The sequence below is a fragment of the Streptomyces sparsogenes genome (assembly GCF_001704635.1).
In the GTDB taxonomy this organism is placed as follows: Bacteria; Actinomycetota; Actinomycetes; order Streptomycetales; family Streptomycetaceae; genus Streptomyces; species Streptomyces sparsogenes.
In genome coordinates, this window is the sequence record NZ_MAXF01000103.1 from 79919 (window position 1) to 97897 (window position 17979).

A 17979-nucleotide genomic window follows, 5' to 3' on the forward strand; every position below is an offset into this window, starting at 1 on the left:
TACGGTGCCCTGGCACCGCCTCGTACACGGGGCGCCAGCTCGAACAAATGAACATTCCGACAGGGGAGCGCGAACAGCGCTGAGAGTGCGGCCCGGCCGCAGACCCTCGGACCTGATCCGGGTCATACCGGCGTAGGGAGTCAGATCGTATGAACCGCCGTCTTCGGCATGCCGTCGCCACCGCCCTCTTCGGCTCGCTCGGCCTCACCACCCTCGTCGCCTGCGGCGAGGACTCCTCCGGCTCCTCCGGCGGCTCGGGGTCCAAGACCGTGACCCTGGTCTCGCACGACTCGTTCGCCACCTCCAAGGCCGTGCTGAAGGAGTTCACCCGAAAGACCGGCTACAAGGTGCGGCTCCAGCGGGGCGGTGACGCCGGGGCGGCCGTCAACCAGGCCATCCTCACCAAGTCGCACCCTCAGGGGGATGTCTTCTTCGGCGTGGACAACACCCTGCTGTCCCGCGCGCTCGACAACGACCTGTTCACCCCGTACCGGGCCAAGGGCCTGGACAAGGTCCCGGCGGCGCTCCAGCTCGACGCGGCGAAGCACCGCGTCACCCCGGTCGACTTCGGGGACATCTGCGTCAACTACGACCGGAAGTACTTCGCCGACAAGAAGCTCGCCCCGCCGAAGACCTTCGCCGACCTGACCAAGCCCGCCTACAAGAACCTCCTGGTCACCGAGAACGCGGCCACCTCCTCGCCCGGCCTCGCCTTCCTCCTGGGCACCGCCGCCCGCTACGGCGACGACGGCTGGCAGGGCTACTGGAAGAAGCTCAGGGCCAACGGCGTCGAGGTCGTCGACGGCTGGGAGCAGGCGTACTACGACCGCTTCTCCGGCTCGGCGGGCGGGGCCAAGGGCGACCGGCCGCTGGTCGTCTCCTACGCCTCCAGCCCGCCGGCCGAGGTGGTCGACGCGAAGCCGCGTCCCGCGCGGTCCCCCATAGGGGTCGCGACGGGAACCTGCTTCCGGCAGGTGGAATTCGCTGGCCTTCTGAAGGGCGCGTCGAACACCAAGGGCGGCAAGGCGCTGCTGGACTTCCTGCTGACCAAGAGGTTCCAGGAGGACGTGCCGCTCCAGATGTACGTCAACCCGGCCCGCGAGGACGCCAAGCTGCCCGAGCTGTTCACCAAGTACGGGGTGAAGATCGCCGACCCGGCCACCCTGGCCCCCCAGAAGATCGCCAAGAACCGTGACCAGTGGGTCAAGGCATGGTCCTCGCTCGTCCTGTAAAGCGCCGCGAACGTGACGCAGGCGCCCCCGACGCTCCCGACGCCTCCGACGCTCCCGACGCCCCCGGGGCGGTGGGGCCGGGGGCGCCGAAGGAGAGCCCCCGGCGGCGCGCGGACCTCCGCGGGGCGGCGCTGCGGCTGGCCCTGATGGCCGTGCCCACCGCCTTCTTCGCGCTGTTCTTCCTCTACCCGGTGGCCGCCATCGTCGCCCGCGGACTGCGCGACGGAGGACAGTGGCGGCTGGGCCGCGCCGGCGAGGTGCTCACCGACCCGGCCGTCCTGGACATCCTGTGGTTCACCGGCTGGCAGGCGGCCGCGTCCACCGCCCTGACGCTTGCGCTCGCGCTCCCCGGCGCGTATGTCTTCGCCCGCTTCGCCTTCCCCGGCAAGCGGCTGCTGCGCGCCGTCGTGACCGTCCCCTTCGTCCTGCCGACCGTCGTCGCCGGCTCCGCGTTCCTCGCCCTGCTCGGCCACGGCGGGCTGCTGGAGCGCCTGTGGGGCGTACGCCTGGACACCACCGTCTGGTCGATCCTCCTCGCGCACGTCTTCTTCAACTACGCGGTGGTCGTACGGACCGTCGGCGGGCTGTGGGCACAGCTCGACCCGCGCCAGGAGGAGGCCGCGCGGGTGCTCGGCGCGAGCCGCCTGGCCGCGTGGCGGCGGGTGACGCTGCCGGCGCTGGCGCCCGCCGTGGCGGCCGCCGCCCTGATGGTCTTCCTGTTCACCTTCACCTCCTTCGGCGTCGTCCAGATCCTCGGCGGCCCCCGGTACGCCACCCTGGAGGTCGCGATCTACCGGGAGACCGCGCAATTGCTCGACCTGCCGACGGCCGCCGTGCTGACCCTCGTCCAGTTCGCCGCGGTCGCCGCGGTCCTGGGCCTGCACGCCTGGACCGTACGGCGGCGCGAGGGCGCCCTGAAGCTCGTCGACCCCGAGCGGACCGCGCGCCGCCCCCGGGGCGCGGCCCAGTGGGCGCTGCTGTGGGGCGTGCTCGCCTCCGTGGCGCTGCTGATCCTGCTGCCGCTCGCCGTCCTCGTCGAGCGCTCCCTGGACGCCCCCGGCGGCTACGGCCTCGGGTACTACCGCGCCCTGCAGTCGGCGGCCGAGAGCGGCGGGACGTTCTTCGTCGCCCCCATGGAGGCCGTCTGGAACTCCCTGCGCTACGCGGCCGTGGCGGCCGTCTTCGCCCTCGTGGTGGGCGGCCTGGCGGCCGCGGCGCTGACCAGGAAAGCGGGGAGGCTCGTACGGGGCTTCGACGCGCTGCTGATGCTGCCGCTGGGCACCTCCGCCGTCACCGTCGGGTTCGGCTTCCTCATCGCCCTCGACGAGCCGCCGCTGGACCTGCGCGCCTCATGGATCCTCGTACCGCTCGCCCAGGCCCTGGTGGGCGTGCCCTTCGTCGTACGGATCATGCTGCCCGTGCTGCGCGCGGTGGACCATCGGCTGCGCGAGGCGGCGGCCGTGCTCGGCGCGTCCCCGCTGCGGGCCTGGCGGGAGGTGGACCTGCCGATGGTCGCCCGGGCGCTGGGGGTCGCGGCGGGCTTCGCGTTCGCCGTGTCGCTGGGCGAGTTCGGGGCGACCGTGTTCATCGCCCGGCCCGACCACCCGACCCTGCCGGTGGCCGTCGCCCGCTTCCTCGGCCGGGCCGGGCAGCTCAACTACGGCCAGGCCATGGCCCTGAGCACGATTCTCATGCTGGTGTGCGCGGCTTCCCTGCTGCTCCTGGAGCGGATCCGCACCGACCGTTCGGGGGAGTTCTGATGACCCTGCTGCGACTGGACGAGGTGACGGTCCGCTACGGCGAGCGCACGGCGCTGGACGCCGTGGACCTCCATGTGGCCGAGCACGAGACGGTGTCGGTGCTGGGGCCGAGCGGCAGCGGCAAGTCGACGCTGCTGCGCGTCGTGGCCGGCCTGGAGCGCGCCCACACCGGGCGGGTGTGGCTGTCCGGCCGCGACCAGTCCGGGGTGCCCACCCACCGGCGCGGCGTGGGCCTGATGTTCCAGGACCACCAGCTCTTCCCGCAGCGGGACGTGGGCGGCAACGTCGCGTTCGGACTGCGGATGCGCAAGGTGGCGCGCGCCGAGGCCGAGCGCCGGGTCGCCGAACTGCTGGACCTGGTCGGCCTCCCCGGCGCCCAGCGGCGGGCGGTCGCCTCTCTGTCCGGCGGCGAGCAGCAACGGGTCGCGCTGGCCCGCGCCCTGGCCCCGCGCCCCCAACTGCTGATGCTGGACGAGCCGCTGGGGCAGCTCGACCGCGGGCTGCGGGAGCGGCTCGTCGTCGAACTGCGCCGGCTCTTCGGCGAGCTGGGCACGACTGTGCTCGCGGTCACCCACGACCAGGGCGAGGCGTTCGCGCTCGCGGACCGGGTGGTGGTGATGGACGGGGGGCGCGTCGCGCAGACCGGCACCCCGCTGGAGGTGTGGCAGCGCCCCGCCACCGAGTTCGTCGCCCGCTTCCTGGGCTTCGACAACGTGGTTGACGCCGTCGTCCACGGCGAGCGCGCCGATACGCCCTGGGGCAAGCTGCCCGTCCCGGACGGCACCCCGCCGGGGCCGTGCCGGCTGCTGGTCCGCCCGGCCGGGGTGCGGCTCGTCTCCCCCGAGGAGGGCCTGCCGTGCACGGTGCAGGCGCGGACCTTCCGAGGCGACCGGGTGGCGCTCGCCCTCCAGCCCGTGGGCGCGCCGCGCCTGGAGGCGGCGTGCGCGCTGCGGGACGCGCCGGGGGAGGGGGAGCGGGTCGGGGCCGCCTTCGACGCGGGCGACGTGGTGGTGCTGGGCGCCGGCGCCTGAGCCGTGGCCTGAGACGTGGGCGCGCCCCCCGCGCCCCACACGGAGGTTCTGCGCTCAGCCCGTCAGGCCCGTCAGGGACATGAGGGCTTCCGGGGCCTCGTCCACCGAGTCCACCAGCGCGATCCGGGCCGCCATGGACCTGCCCTCGGCGAGCGCCTCCAGCAGGGGCCAGGTCGGCAGGCGGCGCGTCCAGTGGTCGCGGTCCACGAGCACCATGGGCGTCGGCTCGCCGCGCGACTCGTAGTAGTTGGGCGTCGCGTTGTCGAATATCTCCTGGACGGTCCCGGCGGCGCCCGGCAGGAACACCACCCCCGCGTTCGACCGCGCGAGCAGGCCGTCCTCGCGCGTGGCGTTGGCGAAGTACTTCGCGATGTGCGAGGCGAAGGCGCTGGGCGGCTCGTGCCCGTAGAACCAGGTGGGAATGCCGACCGACGTGCCGCCGCCGGCCCACCGCTCGCGCACCGCGAAGGCCGCCTCGGCCCACTCGCCGACGGACGGCCGGAAGGAGGGCGCCTTGGCGAGCACCTCCAGGGACTCGTCGAGCATCCCGTCGGCGAACGGCGCCGCGTAGGCGCCCAGGTTGGCGGCCTCCATCGCGCCCGGCCCGCCGCCCGTGGCGACCGTGAACCCCGAGCGCGCCAGCGCCCGCCCGAGCCGGGCCGCGCCCGCGTACCCGTCGGAGCCGCGCTCCAGGGCGTGCCCGCCCATCACACCCACCACCCGGGACCCGGCGAGGAGTTCGTCGAAGGCGTCCGAGACGGCGTCGTCGTGGATGGAGCGCAGCATCGAGGAGAAGATGTCGCCGTCGGCCTTGGTCCGCTGGAACCAGGCGTACGCGAGCGCGTCGGGCGTCCCCGCGTAGCCCCGCTCCGCCAGCCCCTCGAACAGCTCGCTCGGCGAGTAGAGGGTGCCGCGGTAGGGGTCGAACGGCAGTCCCGGCACCGGCGGGAAGACCAGCGCACCACCGGCCCGCACCTTGGCGGCGGCCTCGGGCTCCATCGGGCAGCCGAGGAAGACGGCCTCGGCGGTGTCCGTGCCGAGCAGCGCCGGGGTACGGTCCGTCAGATCGACGGACTGGACGCGGTACCCGGCCAGCGAGCCGCGGGCCACGACCTCGTCGAACTCCCGCAGGGACTCGATCTCCCGGTCGGGGCACGGGTCTTGGGCGGCGGTGGAAGCGTCGTCGGTCAGCACGGCGACATGCTACTGGCGGCCCCGGGCGGCGGGCCGAGGCGGTCGGCGGGCCGCGAAGTGGCGCGTGGCGCGGCTCAGCGGTCGAAGGGGAGCGTGCTCAGCTCCGCGACCGCCCAGGCCAGCGGGGCCAGGAAGATCAGCAGGGCCACCCCGCGCAGGGCCGCGGCGCCCCGCAGCAGGCGCGGCGGCGCGCCCAGGCGCAGCAGGGCTTCGGTCGTCCTGCCCCGGGCGCTCTTCGTCTCGAGCGCCGCGGTGAGCGCCGAGGCGGTGGCGCACATCATGATCAGCGCGGCGCCCAGGCCGGTGAGCGGGCCGAAGGGGCGGTCCCCGGACGGGCCGGGGCCCGCGCCGTAGAGCTGGACCGCGGCGTACGCGCCGGAGGCGACGGCGCACAGCACGCCGATCGGGTGCCCCAGGCGCCCCGCCTCCTGCTGCAGCACCCGCCCGGCCAGCAGCCGCAGCGCCCCCGGGCGGCCCGCGGCCAGCAATCTGCCGCACAGGTGGGTGAGGCCGGGCCCGGCCAGCACGAGGCCGACCGCCGTGAGCGCCCAGCCGCCCACCACGCCGGGCGGGCTGCCGCCGAGGTGGCCGGGGAGCGGCAGCAGCCCGCCGGGGGGCGGGGGAGGGCCGCTGTCGGCGTTGTTCGTGTACGCCTCCATGGCGATGCCGGCCGCGGTCAGCGCGATGCCCCAGGGCAGTCGCCGGGCCGCGAGCTCCGGCGCCGCGCCGCGCGGGGCCGTCTCCGCGCCCCGCGCCCGGCCGCCCGCCCGCGCCCCCCGCGCGCGCCGCGCTCCCCGGGGCCACAGGTGGACCGCGCAGGCCGCGGCCGCCACCGCCGGTACGAGTGCGAGCAGGGTGACCGCGGCCGCCCAGGGCACCGGGTGACCGGCGCCGAGCGCGCCGCTCGCCGCCCCGCTCCCCGCATCGGGCCACAGCGGCCACGAGCCGCCCAGATCGCCCCGCAGGTGCAGGAAGACCAGCAGGGCCGGCACACAGCCCAGCGCGCACGACAGGGCGGCCGAGGCCGCCGCGAGCAGCGCGGACCTGGCCGGGCCGCCGCCGGCCGCCGCGAAGACCGGTCCGAACGGGACGCTCGGGTCGGCGCGCGCGACCGAGACCGCGAGCTGGGCGGTGGCCGCCAGGGGCACCACGCACCAGAGCAGCCGTACGACCGCGTCGTCGGCCTGCTCGGGATGCCCGGCCGCGTACCCGAGGGCGCAGAGCAGCAGGAAGCCCGTGCCCGCCGCCGCGGTCGCCACCAGTGACCGGCGCAGCAGGGCCAGGGGCCGGGCGCCGCGGGCTAGGCGGAGACTGAGCACGCGGACCTGCCCTCCGCCTCGGGGGAGTGCGGCGAACCCACCCGGCGGCCGTCCAGCAGCGCGACGGTGCGGTCGGCGAGGGTGGCCACCTCCTCGTCATGGGTGGCCAGGAGCACCGTGATGCCGTGCGAGCGGGCCGCCGTGGTCAGGGTGCGCAGCACCTGGGCGCGGTCCGTGCTGTGCAGCGGGGCGGTGGGCTCGTCGGCGAACAGCACGGCGGGCGCGGAGGCCAGCGCGCGGGCCATCGCCACGCGCTGGCGCTGTGCCTGGGGGAGCGCGGCGGGGCGCAGGCGGGCGCACTCGCCGATGTCGAGCCGGTCCAGCCACTCGTGCGCGGTGCTCTTGGCCTCGCGCCGGCCGGTGCCGCGCAGCATCAGGGGCAGCGCGGCGTTCTCCCAGGCGGTGAGCTCGGCGATGAGCTGGGGCTCGGTGTCGATCCAGGCGAAGCGGTCGCGGCGGAGCTGTTCGCGGCCGAGTGGGGAGAGGGTGTGCACGGGGGCGCTGTTGAACCACACCTCCCCGCGGTCCGGGACGAGCAGGCCGGACAGGCATTTGAGGAGGGTGGTCTTCCCGCAGCCGCGCGGGCCGGTCACGGCCAGGATCTCGCCGTCGCGGGCGCCGAGGGAGACGCCGGCGAGGGCGGGCGACCCGCCGTAGGCGTACGTCAGGGTGCGTGCCCAGAGCACGTCGTTGTCCGGCGGAGCCACCATGCGAAGCACCTCGCCTCAGCTGCGATCGTCCGTGCGTTCCCCCGGTTGGGGGAACGACCGCAGAGCCAATGGGTCACTGGCACGGTAAGGACTCCGGCCCGTGCCCGCGCCCAGGCTCGGCGCGGGCACGCTGCCGTTTCCTCCGATCAGCCGCAATCCGGCCGGTCGGAAGGGGTGGCCCGGAGGCGCTCAGATCTTGGTCCACGCCTCGGTCAGGACCGCCCGCAGCACCTGCTCGATCTCGTCGAAGAGCGCCTGGTCGGCGATCAGCGGCGGCGCGAGCTGGACGACCGGGTCGCCGCGGTCGTCGGCGCGGCAGTACAGCCCGTTGTCGTACAGCGCCTTGGAGAGGTAGCCGTACAGGACGCGCTCGGTCTCCTCCGCGTCGAAGGACTCCTTGGTGGCCTTGTCCTTCACCAGCTCGATGCCGTAGAAGAAGCCGTTGCCGCGCACGTCGCCGACGATCGGCAGGTCGTGCAGCCGGCGCAGGGTGGCGAGGAAGTCGGCCTCGGTGTCCAGGACGTGCTGGTTGAGCCCCTCGCGCTCGAAGATGTCGAGGTTGGCCAGGGCCACGGCCGCCGAGACCGGGTGGCCGCCGAAGGTGTAGCCGTGCAGGAAGGTGTTGTCCTGGCGGTAGAAGGGCTCGGCGAGCCGGTCGGAGACCAGGCAGGCGCCGATGGGGGAGTAGCCGGAGGTCATGCCCTTGGCGCAGGTGATCATGTCCGGGACGTAGCCGAACTTGTCGCAGGCGAACATCGTGCCCAGCCGCCCGAAGGCGCAGATCACCTCGTCGGAGACGAGCAGCACGTCGTGGCGGTCGCAGATCTCGCGGACCCGCTGGAAGTAGCCGGGCGGCGGCGGGAAGCAGCCGCCCGCGTTCTGCACGGGCTCCAGGAAGACCGCGGCCACCGTGTCCGGCCCCTCGAAGAGGATCTGCTGCTCGATCTGGTCGGCGCACCAGCGGCCGAACGCCTCGGGGTCGTCGCCGAAGAGGGGGGCGCGGTAGATGTTGGTGTTGGCCACCTTGTGGGCGCCGGGGACGAGCGGCTCGAACGGGGCCTTCAGGCCCGGCAGCCCGGTGATGGACAGGGCGCCCTGCGGGGTGCCGTGGTAGGCCACGGCGCGGGATATGACCTTGTGCTTGGTGGGCTTGCCGACGAGCTTGAAGTACTGCTTGGCCAGCTTCCAGGCGGTCTCGACCGCCTCGCCGCCGCCGGTGGTGAAGAAGACCTTGTTGAGGTCGCCGGGGGCGTAGCCGGCGAGCCGCTCGGCGAGCTCGACGGCCTTGGGGTGGGCATAGCTCCACAGCGGGAAGAAGGCGAGCTCCTGGGCCTGCTTGTACGCGGTCTCGGCGAGCTCGACGCGCCCGTGGCCCGCGTTGACGACGAAGAGCCCGGCGAGGCCGTCGATGTAGCGCTTGCCCTTGTCGTCGTAGATGTAGGCGCCCTCACCGCGCACGATGGTGGGTACGGGGGCGTTCTCGTACGACGACATGCGGGTGAAGTGCATCCACAGGTGGTCGTACGCCGTGGTGGAGAGGTCGGCGCTCATTGCTATCTCGTTCCCCAGGTGTAGGTCTGCTTCCGGAGCTTGAGGTAGACGAAGCTCTCGGTGGAGCGCACGCCGGGAAGCGTGCGGATCCGCTTGTTGATCACCTCGAGGAGATGGTCGTCGTCCTCGCAGACGATCTCGATGAGGAGGTCGAAGGAGCCCGCGGTGACGACCACGTATTCGACCTCGTCCATGGCGGTCAGGGCGTCGGCGACCGGGTCGAGGTCGCCCTCGACGTTGATGCCGATCATCGCCTGCCGCCGGAACCCCACGGTGAGCGGGTCGGTGACCGCGACGATCTGCATGACGCCCTGGTCGAGCAGCTTCTGCACGCGCTGCCGTACGGCCGCCTCGGACAGGCCCACGGCCTTGCCGATCGCGGCGTACGGACGGCGGCCGTCCTCCTGGAGCTGCTCGATGATCGCCAGGGAGACGGAGTCGACCGGCGGTGTGCCGTTCTTGTCAGGTGTGGCCACGGAGCCCACTGTGCACGAGCCTCAGCCGTCTCGCAACCCTTATTCGATGAAATTCGTTGTCGAGAGGGTCTTATATCGCTGATTCCGTTGTTTGGGTGTGGCGGGTATGTTGAAAGCGTCGTCATGCCGACTACTGTGGTGTCTCATCCAATGGACACCCGACAAGGAGGGGTGGCACGTGACCACCGAACTGCGTCGTTTGCGCAACTACATCGACGGGGAGTTCCGGGACGCCGCGGACGGGCGGACCACGGAGGTGGTCAACCCGGCCACGGGCGAGCCCTACGCCACCGCCCCGCTGTCCGGCCAGGCCGACGTGGACGCCGCCATGGCGGCCGCCGCGGCCGCCTTCCCGGCCTGGCGCGACCTGGTCCCGGCCGAGCGCCAGAAGGCGCTGCTCAAGATCGCCGATGCCTTCGAGGCGCGCGCCGAGGAACTCGTGGCCGTCGAGTCCGAGAACACCGGCAAGCCGCTCGCGCTCACCGCGAGCGAGGAGATCCCGCCCATGATCGACCAGATCCGCTTCTTCGCGGGCGCGGCGCGGATGCTGGAGGGGCGCTCGGCCGGCGAGTACATGGACGGGCTGACCTCGATCATCCGGCGCGAGCCGATCGGGGTGTGCGCGCAGGTCGCGCCCTGGAACTACCCCATGATGATGGCCGTGTGGAAGTTCGCCCCGGCGCTGGCGGCGGGCAACACCGTCGTCCTCAAGCCCTCCGACACCACCCCCGCCTCCACCGTGCTGATCGCGGAGATCATCGGCGAGGTGCTCACCGAGCTGGGCCACCCCCGCGGCGTCTTCAACGTCATCTGCGGCGACCGCGAGACCGGCCGGCTGATGGTCGAGCACTCCGTGCCCGCCATGGCCTCCATCACCGGCTCCGTCCGGGCTGGCATGCAGGTCGCCGAGAGCGCCTCGAAGGACCTCAAGCGGGTCCACCTGGAACTCGGCGGCAAGGCGCCCGTCGTGGTCTTCGAGGACACCGACATCGCCAAGGCCGTCGAGGACATCTCGGTCGCGGGCTTCTTCAACGCGGGCCAGGACTGTACGGCCGCCACCCGCGTCCTGGTCCACGAGTCCATCCACGACGAGTTCGTCGCCGCCCTGGCCAAGGCCGCCGCCGAAACCAGGACCGGCGCCCCCGACGACGAGGACGTGCTGTACGGCCCGCTCAACAACGCCAACCAGCTCGCGCAGGTCAGCGGGTTCATCGACCGGCTGCCCGCGCACGCCAAGGTCGAGGCGGGCGGCCACCGCGTCGGCGAGAAGGGCTTCTTCTACGCCCCCACCGTCGTCTCCGGGCTCAAGCAGGAGGACGAGATCATCCAGAAGGAGGTCTTCGGCCCGGTCATCACCGTCCAGACCTTCACCGACGAGGCCCAGGCCGTCTCCTACGCCAACGGCGTGGAGTACGCGCTGGCGTCCTCGGTGTGGACCAAGGACCACGCGCGCGCCATGCGGATGTCCAAGGCCCTGGACTTCGGCTGCGTCTGGATCAACACCCACATCCCGCTGGTCGCCGAGATGCCCCACGGCGGCTTCAAGAAGTCCGGCTACGGCAAGGACCTGTCGGCGTACGGGTTCGAGGACTACACGCGCATCAAGCACGTGATGACCTCGCTGGACGGCTGACGGCGTACGGCCCCGGGGCTCACCCCCCCCGTGTCCCGGGGCCGTCCGTATCGTTGAACTGTGCGGCTGCGCGTACACACGCGCGACAGGGGAGGGAGCGGCACGATGACCGTCGAATTGACCGAACGGATCGAGATGGCCGACAGCGACAAGGCTCGTTTGGACGAGATGTTCGAGCCCTTGGAGCGGATGCTCCCCGAGGGCTACCGGGCCGAGGTCGTCGAGGGGGCCATCTGCATGACGCCGCAGCGCAGGACGCACTGGAACATCATCCGAAGGGTGCTGCGGCAGTTGGAGGACCGCTTCGGTGAGGACGCCGAGATCACCTCGGACGTGCGGATCGACTTCCCCGGCTACCTCAACGGATTCTGTCCGGACCTGGCGAAGGTGGCCGAGGGAGCGGTGCGCGACGAGGACGACAGATGGTCCTACCGCGACGTGGAGTTCGTGCTGGAGGTCATCTCCCGGGGGACGGGCCGGAACGACTACGGGCCCAAGCGGGACACCTACGCCGTCGCAGGGGTCCCGGTCTATCTGATCGCCGACCCCTACCAGCGGCAGTGCCACGTCTTCACGGAGCCGAAGGGCGATGAGTACCGCACCCATCGGACGGTGGACTTCGGCGAGCCGATCGACCTCACCGGCACGGTCGTCGACCTGGTCATCTCGACCGAGCAGTTCCCTCACGACTGACCCGCAGCAGCGCGCACAGCGTCCCGACCCGGTTGGTCGTGATCGAGTCCACCCCGGCGCGCAGCAGCCGCGCCATCGACCGCCGGGTGTCGGCGGTCCACGCGGAGACCAGCAGCCCGTCCGCGTGGTTGCGGGCGACCAGCTCGGGGGAGACCAGGCCGAAGCGGTAGTTGAGCCAGCGGGGGCGCAGATCGGCGAGCAGGGTCGGGCGGGGCGGGGCGAGGGTGGTCCAGGTCAGGGCGATCTCCGCGTCCGGGTCCGCGCGGCGCACCGCGCGCAGGGCGGCCAGGTTGCCGCAGTAGTAGACGCGGTCGGCCGCCCCGGACTCGCGGACCTCGGTGAGGGCACCGTGCGCGGCCGAGGCGTCGGGCAGGTCGATCATCACGCGGGTCGAGTCGGCCGCGGCGAGGGCGTCCCGCAGCAGGGGCACGCCGCCGCCGGTCAGCCGCCGCACCTCGGCGGCGGTCAGCGCGGCGAGGGGGCGGTCGTGCCCCCACAGCCGCTTGAGGGTCGCGTCATGGAGCAGCATCGGGACGCCGTCCCGGGTCGAGCGCACGTCGATCTCCACCGCGCCGGCCCCGGCCAGCACCGCGGAGCGCACCGAGGCGAGGGTGTTCTCGCGGCACACGTACGGGTCGCCGCGGTGGCCGACCGCCGTGCAGGACGGGGCCGCCGCCGTCATCGGCCCGCGACCGCCGTGTAGGCGTCGATCTCGGCCGCGAGCCGCGCCTTGCCCTCCGGGTCGAGGAAGGACGCCTCGACCGCGTTCTTGGCGAGGGCCGCGACGCCCGCCGCGTCCAGGTCCAGCAGCCGCGCCGCCACCGCGTACTCCGTGTTGAGGTCCGTGCCGAACATCGGCGGGTCGTCGCTGTTGATGGTCACCAGCACCCCGGCCTCGACCATCTCCCTCAGCGGGTGCTCGTCCAGCGTGGCGACCGCGCGGGTGGCGATGTTGGAGGTGGGGCAGACCTCGAGCGGGATCCGGCGCTCGGCGAGGTGCGCCAGCAGCCTCGGGTCGCGGGTGGCGCTGGTGCCGTGGCCGACGCGCTCCGCGCGCAGCTCGGTGAGCGCGTCCCAGATGGTCTCCGGGCCGGTGGTCTCGCCCGCGTGGGGCACGCTGTGCAGCCCGGCCGCGATGGCGCGGTCGAAGTACGGCTTGAACTGGGGGCGGGGCACGCCGATCTCCGGGCCGCCCAGGCCGAAGCTCACCAGGCCCGCGGCGCCCAGGTCGCAGGCGATGCGGGTGGTCTCCTCGGCGGCCTCCAGGCCCGCCTCGCCGGGAATGTCGAAGCACCACCGCAGCACCGTGCCCAGCTCGGACTCCGCCGCCTTGCGGGCGTCCTCGATCGCCTCGACGAAGGCGACGTCGGGGATGCCGCGCCGGGTGGAGCTGTACGGGGTGACGGTCAGCTCGGCGTAGCGGATGTTCTGCCGGGCCATGTCGCGGGCTATCTCGTAGGTGAGCAGCCGTACGTCGTCGGCGTCGCGGACCAGGTCGACGACGGAGAGGTAGACCTCGATGAAGTGCGCGAAGTCGCGGAAGACGAAGTAGTCGGCGAGGGCCTCGGGGTCGGTGGGGACCGCGGAGTCGGGGTGGCGGGCGGCGAGCGCGGCCACGATGCGCGGGGAGGCGGAGCCGACATGGTGGACATGCAGCTCCGCCTTGGGAAGGCCCGCGATGAAGGTGGTCAGATCGGTCAACGAATCCTCCGGGAGGCGGCCGGCTGCGACGGTTCCGGTCATCGTAATGGGGCGTCGGCCCCGGGCCGGCGCAGGCCGTAACATGGGCGGACATCACCTGGGGGGAGACATGGGCGACCAGCCTGACCAGCCTGACCAGCCTGACCAGACGGGACAGCCGAAGGCGCCGGAGCCGCGCGAGCGCGATCCATGGGCCCCGCCGGAGCCGCGGGTGGCCCTGGACAAGCCGGCCGCCCCGGGGGCGGGCGCCCAGCCGGTGCCAGGTGCCCCGCCGGTGCCGGGAGCGCCCTTGGTCACGGGAGCACCCCCGGTCCAGCCGCCGCCCCCGCAGGCCGGGCCGGGCGCGGTGCCCCCGCCGCCCCTCGCGCCGACCGGCCCCGGCACGCCGAGCGCGTATCAGCCCCCGCCCGGGCCGTACGGGCCGGTCCCGTACCCGCCCGCCGGCTATGGGCAGCCGGGCTACGGGCAGACCGGCTATGGGCAGACCGGCTACGGCGCGACCCCGTACGGAGCGCAGCCCACCTATCCCGGGTATCCGGACCCCGGGTATCCCGCCTATGGCTACCCGGGCCCGGGCTACGGGCCCGGGTCCTACGCCCCGGACAACGGCAACGGCACCGCCGCCATGGTGCTGGGCATCGTCGGCACCGTCCTCTTCCTCACCGTCGTCTTCGGCGTCATCCTCGGCGTGCTCGCGATCATCTTCGGGGCGCTCGGCCGCGCCAAGGCCACGCGCGGCGAGGCGGACAACGGCGGACAGGCCCTGACCGGACTCGTCCTCGGGGTGATCGCCGTGATCGCGAGCGTGGTGATGATCTTCGTCTATATCGCGGACGAGCAGGACGACGACCCGTACGCCGCCGGACCCGGCTACACGGAGGTCGCCGCCACGCTCGTGGACTCCCCGGCCGACAGCCGCTGACGGGCCTCCATCAACGCGAAGCCCAGCAGATTCAGCCCCCGCCAGCGGGCCGGGTCCTGCGCCCGATCGTCGTCCGCCGCCAGTCCGATGCCCCAGACGCGGTCCAGCGGGCTGGCCTCCACCAGCACCCGTGACCCCGTCCCCAGCAGATAGTCGCGCAGCCCCGGATCCGCGCCGAACTTGTGCACACTGCCCTGGACCACCAACTCGAAGCGGTGCCGCTCCCACTCCGCCTGGTCGAAGCCGCGCACCGAACGGCCCGCGTCCTTGGCCTGCTTGGGGTGGACCGCCTCCAACGCCCGCCGCTCGGCGTCCGCGTCGCCGAACAGCCGGGCCTTGCCCGCCATCATCCAGTGCTCCGCCGTCGCGTACCGCACTCCGTCGACGACGAACTCGGAGGGCCACCACTGGCTGAAGCAGCCGGGGCCCAGGCCCCCGCCGCGCGGCGGACGATGCCCCCAGAACCAGACGTACTTGAAGCGCTCGCCGCGCCCGGCCCGCTCGGTCAGCTCCGCCACCGAACGCGGCCCGCCGTCCGCCGAAACCGAATCCCTCTCCCCGTTCGTCTCCATGCCCGGATTCTCGCACCCGCCACCGACAGCGCTCGATGGAGCCATCGCGACGGTTGGGCCCGAAGATCGGTCAGCCCATAGCATTGCCCGGCACTTACCAGGAGGGGAGACAACCCATGTCCGCTACCAACCCGCAGCCCGGCCCGTACGACCCGAACCAGTACGGCACGCCCCAACCGCCCGGCCAGCCCCCGCAGTACCCCGCCGGCGCCGGCTACCCCGCCGCGCCGCCCGTCTACCCGGGCGGCCCCACCGGGATGCCCATGCAGCAGAGCAACGGCATGGGGACCGCCGCGCTGGTGTGCGGCATCATCGGCCTGGTCTGCGGGATCACCTACTTCCTGTGGGTCTTCGCCATCGTCCTGGGCATCCTCGCGATCATCTTCGGTGCCGTCGGCAAGGGCAAGGCGAGCCGCGGCGAGGCCGGCAACGGCGGATCGGCCACCGCGGGCCTGGTCTGCGGCATCGTCGGCATGGTCATCCCGGCCATCTACCTGCTGGCGCTCGACGCCGCACTCGACTCCGTCTTCTAGCCGCCTTCCCCCCGGCTCTCCACGGCCGGAATCGGTGACGTCGGCGCCGCTCCGATGACCGAATCCGTCGCGAAACCAAAAAGCAACAACGGAATCCCTTGTTGAGGGGCGGATCCTCTGTCAGGATCGGCCTCCGATTCCGGTTGGAGCTACGCCGCAGCCCCTCTGGGGCCCGGCGGAGGAGTGCGTCGCGATGGAGCAGCGGTTCGAGGTGACGGGGCGGTTCGCCGACGGCGCGCGGTGCCTCGCCGGCCGTCCGCGGCCGGCCGGCCCCGGGCGTACGCACACGGTGGCCGCCCCGGGGCGTACGCACATGGTGGCCACCCCCGGGCGTACGCACACGGTGGCCGCCCCCGCCCCCGGCGAGCGGCCCGACGCGCCCCACCGCCGCGCGGCCGGACTTGTCCGGCAGGCGCCGCGCCCCGCCCGCGCCGAATCGCCGCGCACGGCCGCCCGATCGGGCTCCCGACCGGGCACGACCCCACAGGCGCGCTCGACGACCCCGCCCGCGTCGCGGGCGTCGCCCGCCCGAGGCGGGCCATGGCCGCCGCCGCGTAACGGCCGCGGCCCCACCACCTCGTACCTCCGGCGGGAGCCGATCGGGACCACCGGCTCCCTCGCCTCCCGCGACCGCCCCCTCCGGATGACCGCCCCTCCGGATACCGCCCCATCCGGATGACCGGCCACGCCGGTTGACCGGCCGCTCCGGACAAGACCGCCCGGAAGGCCCGGCCGGCCCTCGCCGCGGGCCACACCACCCCTCTGAAGCCCCCGCCGCGCACGGCGCGGTCGCGGGCGCGCCGACCACCACCGTGCGGGGGCGCCGCACCGTCACCACCGTGCGGGGGCACCGCACCGTCTTCGGGGACCGATGACCAGCAGTACCGGCTGACCACCGGCCGACACCCGCGAAAGGGCACAGCGCATGGAAGCACGGCACGAGCCCGAGAGCCTGTCCCCGCCCCAGATCGCCGCGATACGGCGCAGCATGACCAGCGGCCGCATGGCCCTGACCCGCCGGTCGCTGCTGCGCGCCGGCTCCGGCGCGCTCGCGCTCGGCGGGCTCGGGGCGCTGAGCGGCTGCGGCATTCCGCCCGCCGGCCGCAAGGGCGAGTCGGGCGCCGCCGACGACCACTCCGACGAGGACAAGACGCTCCACTTCTCCAACTGGACGGAGTACATGGACGTCACCGACGACGAGAAGCACCGTCCCACGCTGGAGGAGTTCCGGCGCCGCACCGGCATCACGGTGAAGTACACCGAGGACATCAACGACAACGTCGAGTTCTTCGGGAAGATCAAACCGCAGCTGGCCGCGGGCCAGGACACCGGCCGCGACCTGATCTGCGTCACCGACTGGCTGGCCGCCCGGATGATCCGGCTCGGCTGGATCCAGCCCCTGGACGCGTCCCGTCTGCCGCACGCCTACACCAACCTGGGGAAGACCTTCCGCAACCCGGACTGGGACCCCGGCCACGCCCACTCCTACCCGTGGACCGGCATCCCGGCCGTCATCGCGTACAACAAGAAGGCCACCGGCGGCCGCAAGGTCACCTCCCTCGCCCAGCTCCTGGACGACCCGAAGCTCAAGGGCCGGGTGGGCCTGCTCACCGAGATGCGCGACACCGTCGGGCTCACCCTCCTCGACATGGGCAAGCCGCCCGAGACCTGTACCGCCGACGACTTCGACGCCGCCGTCGCGCGCCTCCAGAAGGCCACCGACCGGGGCCAGATCCGCCGCTTCACCGGCAACGACTACACCGGCGACCTCAGCAAGGGCGACCTCGCCGCGTGCGTGGCCTGGGCGGGCGACCTCATCCAGCTCCAGGCGGACAACCCGGAGGTCGAGTTCGCCATCCCGGACGCGGGCTACATGATCTCCACCGACAACCTGCTGATCCCCAACAAGGCGCGGCACAAGAAGAACGCCGAACGCCTCATCGACTACTACTACGAGCCCAAGGTCGCCGCGAAGGTCGCCGCCTACATCAACTACGTCTGCCCGGTCGACGGGGTGCGCCCCGAACTCGCGAAGATCGACAAGAAGCTCGCCGAGAACCCGCTGATCCTCCCGGACGAGGAGATGGCCGCCAAGGCCCACGCCTTCCGTTCGCTGTCGGGCGAGGAAGAGACGGCGTTCGAGGACAAGTTCGCCAAGCTCACCGGCGCCTGACCAGCGAGGGAACCCACCCATGCCCAAGACCGCCCCCGGCGGCGACGTCCGCCTCACCGGCATCAGCAAGACCTACGGGTCCTTCACCGCCGTCCACCCGCTCGACCTCGACATCCCCGCCGGCTCCTTCTTCGCCCTGCTCGGCGCCTCCGGCTGCGGCAAGACCACCACCCTGCGCATGATCGCCGGCCTCGAGGACCCCACCGCCGGCACCGTCCACCTCGGCGACCAGGACGTCACCGCCCTCCCGCCGTACAAGCGCCCGGTCAACACCGTCTTCCAGAGCTACGCCCTCTTCCCCCACCTCGACATCTACGAGAACGTCGCCTTCGGCCTGCGCCGCCGAGGCGTGAAGTCGGTGAAGAAGCAGGTGGCCGAGATGCTGGAGCTCGTCCAGCTCGGCGACTTCGCCCGGCGCCGGCCGGCCCAGCTCTCCGGCGGCCAGCAGCAGCGCGTCGCCGTCGCCCGCGCGCTGATCA

The 17979-nt window shown here is 73.0% G+C and carries 17 protein-coding genes and 1 riboswitch; of the genes, 9 read left to right on the top strand and 8 right to left on the bottom strand.

Features of this window, described 5'->3' with window-relative positions; all coding sequences use genetic code 11:
* Window positions 1–51 precede the first annotated feature (51 nt).
* Window positions 52–156: riboswitch (TPP riboswitch) on the top strand.
* The 3 genes from BBH68_RS22175 (at window position 150) to BBH68_RS22185 (ending at window position 4023) form a co-directional block, all read left to right on the top strand.
* The gene (locus BBH68_RS22175) at window positions 150–1232 is read left to right on the top strand and encodes a thiamine ABC transporter substrate-binding protein (protein ID WP_065965198.1); all 1083 of its coding nucleotides are present in this window, start codon (window positions 150–152) and stop codon (window positions 1230–1232) included. (Overlaps the previous riboswitch by 7 nt.)
* A gap of 146 nt (window positions 1233–1378) precedes the next feature.
* Window positions 1379–2992 carry an ABC transporter permease gene (locus BBH68_RS22180; protein WP_245738216.1) on the top strand — a complete coding sequence of 538 codons (1614 nt, stop codon included), beginning with the start codon at window positions 1379–1381 and terminating at the stop codon, window positions 2990–2992.
* The gene (locus tag BBH68_RS22185; RefSeq protein WP_065965200.1) at window positions 2992–4023 is read left to right on the top strand and encodes an ABC transporter ATP-binding protein; all 1032 of its coding nucleotides are present in this window, start codon (window positions 2992–2994) and stop codon (window positions 4021–4023) included. The genes BBH68_RS22180 and BBH68_RS22185 overlap by 1 nt, the downstream gene beginning before the upstream one ends.
* A 54-nt stretch (window positions 4024–4077) precedes the next feature.
* Here BBH68_RS22185 and BBH68_RS22190 read toward each other — a convergent pair whose 3' ends face one another.
* The 5 genes from BBH68_RS22190 to BBH68_RS22210 all read right to left on the bottom strand — a co-directional run bounded on the left by BBH68_RS22190 (window position 4078) and on the right by BBH68_RS22210 (window position 9273).
* Window positions 4078–5217, bottom strand: coding sequence for an LOG family protein (locus tag BBH68_RS22190; protein WP_065965202.1), 1140 nt, complete (start codon window positions 5215–5217; stop codon window positions 4078–4080).
* A 74-nt stretch (window positions 5218–5291) separates the two neighbouring features.
* Window positions 5292–6536, bottom strand: a complete 1245-nt coding sequence (locus tag BBH68_RS22195; protein WP_065965204.1) for a hypothetical protein — start codon at window positions 6534–6536, stop codon at window positions 5292–5294.
* On the bottom strand, window positions 6518–7246 hold the full coding sequence (locus BBH68_RS22200; RefSeq protein ID WP_065965206.1) for an ABC transporter ATP-binding protein: 729 nt from the start codon (window positions 7244–7246) through the stop codon (window positions 6518–6520). Before BBH68_RS22200 ends, BBH68_RS22195 begins: the two co-directional genes overlap by 19 nt.
* A gap of 189 nt (window positions 7247–7435) precedes the next feature.
* On the bottom strand, window positions 7436–8797 hold the full coding sequence (locus BBH68_RS22205; protein WP_065965208.1) for an aspartate aminotransferase family protein: 1362 nt from the start codon (window positions 8795–8797) through the stop codon (window positions 7436–7438).
* Between the two features lie 2 nt (window positions 8798–8799).
* Window positions 8800–9273 (bottom strand): Lrp/AsnC family transcriptional regulator, encoded by a 474-nt coding sequence (locus BBH68_RS22210; RefSeq protein WP_065965235.1) that lies wholly within the window; start codon window positions 9271–9273, stop codon window positions 8800–8802.
* Window positions 9274–9451: 178 nt separating this feature from the next.
* Between BBH68_RS22210 and BBH68_RS22215 the strand changes: the two genes are divergently transcribed.
* Entirely contained in the window at window positions 9452–10906 is a 1455-nt protein-coding gene (locus BBH68_RS22215; RefSeq protein WP_065965210.1) for a gamma-aminobutyraldehyde dehydrogenase, read from the top strand.
* A 105-nt stretch (window positions 10907–11011) separates the two neighbouring features.
* On the top strand, window positions 11012–11599 hold the full coding sequence (locus BBH68_RS22220; protein WP_065965212.1) for a Uma2 family endonuclease: 588 nt from the start codon (window positions 11012–11014) through the stop codon (window positions 11597–11599).
* On the opposite strand, the gene BBH68_RS22225 is transcribed toward BBH68_RS22220, so the two are convergent.
* Window positions 11568–12281 (bottom strand): glycerophosphodiester phosphodiesterase, encoded by a 714-nt coding sequence (locus BBH68_RS22225; RefSeq protein ID WP_065965214.1) that lies wholly within the window; start codon window positions 12279–12281, stop codon window positions 11568–11570. The genes BBH68_RS22220 and BBH68_RS22225 overlap by 32 nt on opposite strands.
* Entirely contained in the window at window positions 12278–13300 is a 1023-nt protein-coding gene (locus BBH68_RS22230) for an adenosine deaminase (protein ID WP_065965215.1), read from the bottom strand. Before BBH68_RS22230 ends, BBH68_RS22225 begins: the two co-directional genes overlap by 4 nt.
* Before the next feature lie 109 nt (window positions 13301–13409).
* Here BBH68_RS22230 and BBH68_RS44085 point away from each other — a divergent pair, with 109 nt between their 5' ends.
* On the top strand, window positions 13410–14222 hold the full coding sequence (locus tag BBH68_RS44085) for a DUF4190 domain-containing protein (protein ID WP_158080292.1): 813 nt from the start codon (window positions 13410–13412) through the stop codon (window positions 14220–14222).
* Here BBH68_RS44085 and BBH68_RS22240 read toward each other — a convergent pair.
* On the bottom strand, window positions 14171–14794 hold the full coding sequence (locus tag BBH68_RS22240; protein ID WP_065965219.1) for a riboflavin biosynthesis intermediates N-glycosidase: 624 nt from the start codon (window positions 14792–14794) through the stop codon (window positions 14171–14173). The two genes, BBH68_RS44085 and BBH68_RS22240, sit on opposite strands and share 52 nt — an antisense overlap.
* Before the next feature lie 116 nt (window positions 14795–14910).
* Between BBH68_RS22240 and BBH68_RS22245 the strand changes: the two genes are divergently transcribed.
* From BBH68_RS22245 to BBH68_RS22260, 3 genes are all read left to right on the top strand, one after another.
* The gene (locus tag BBH68_RS22245) at window positions 14911–15327 is read left to right on the top strand and encodes a DUF4190 domain-containing protein (protein WP_065965221.1); all 417 of its coding nucleotides are present in this window, start codon (window positions 14911–14913) and stop codon (window positions 15325–15327) included.
* Between the two features lie 925 nt (window positions 15328–16252).
* On the top strand, window positions 16253–17500 hold the full coding sequence (locus BBH68_RS22255; protein ID WP_065965225.1) for a polyamine ABC transporter substrate-binding protein: 1248 nt from the start codon (window positions 16253–16255) through the stop codon (window positions 17498–17500).
* A 19-nt stretch (window positions 17501–17519) separates the two neighbouring features.
* Window positions 17520–17979 (top strand): ABC transporter ATP-binding protein (locus BBH68_RS22260; RefSeq protein ID WP_141713042.1); only part of this gene is annotated, 460 nt, incomplete at its 3' end.

Coding starts and splice junctions, on each gene's coding strand:
- BBH68_RS22175 (WP_065965198.1), top strand. CDS start 150: ATGAACCGCCGTCTTCGGCATGCCGTCGCCACCGCCCTCTTCGGCTCG.
- BBH68_RS22180 (WP_245738216.1), top strand. CDS start 1,379: ATGGCCGTGCCCACCGCCTTCTTCGCGCTGTTCTTCCTCTACCCGGTG.
- BBH68_RS22185 (WP_065965200.1), top strand. CDS start 2,992: ATGACCCTGCTGCGACTGGACGAGGTGACGGTCCGCTACGGCGAGCGC.
- BBH68_RS22200 (WP_065965206.1), bottom strand. CDS start 7,246: ATGGTGGCTCCGCCGGACAACGACGTGCTCTGGGCACGCACCCTGACG.
- BBH68_RS22205 (WP_065965208.1), bottom strand. CDS start 8,797: ATGAGCGCCGACCTCTCCACCACGGCGTACGACCACCTGTGGATGCAC.
- BBH68_RS22220 (WP_065965212.1), top strand. CDS start 11,012: ATGACCGTCGAATTGACCGAACGGATCGAGATGGCCGACAGCGACAAG.
- BBH68_RS22225 (WP_065965214.1), bottom strand. CDS start 12,281: ATGACGGCGGCGGCCCCGTCCTGCACGGCGGTCGGCCACCGCGGCGAC.
- BBH68_RS44085 (WP_158080292.1), top strand. CDS start 13,410: ATGGGCGACCAGCCTGACCAGCCTGACCAGCCTGACCAGACGGGACAG.
- BBH68_RS22240 (WP_065965219.1), bottom strand. CDS start 14,794: ATGGAGACGAACGGGGAGAGGGATTCGGTTTCGGCGGACGGCGGGCCG.
- BBH68_RS22245 (WP_065965221.1), top strand. CDS start 14,911: ATGTCCGCTACCAACCCGCAGCCCGGCCCGTACGACCCGAACCAGTAC.
- BBH68_RS22255 (WP_065965225.1), top strand. CDS start 16,253: ATGGAAGCACGGCACGAGCCCGAGAGCCTGTCCCCGCCCCAGATCGCC.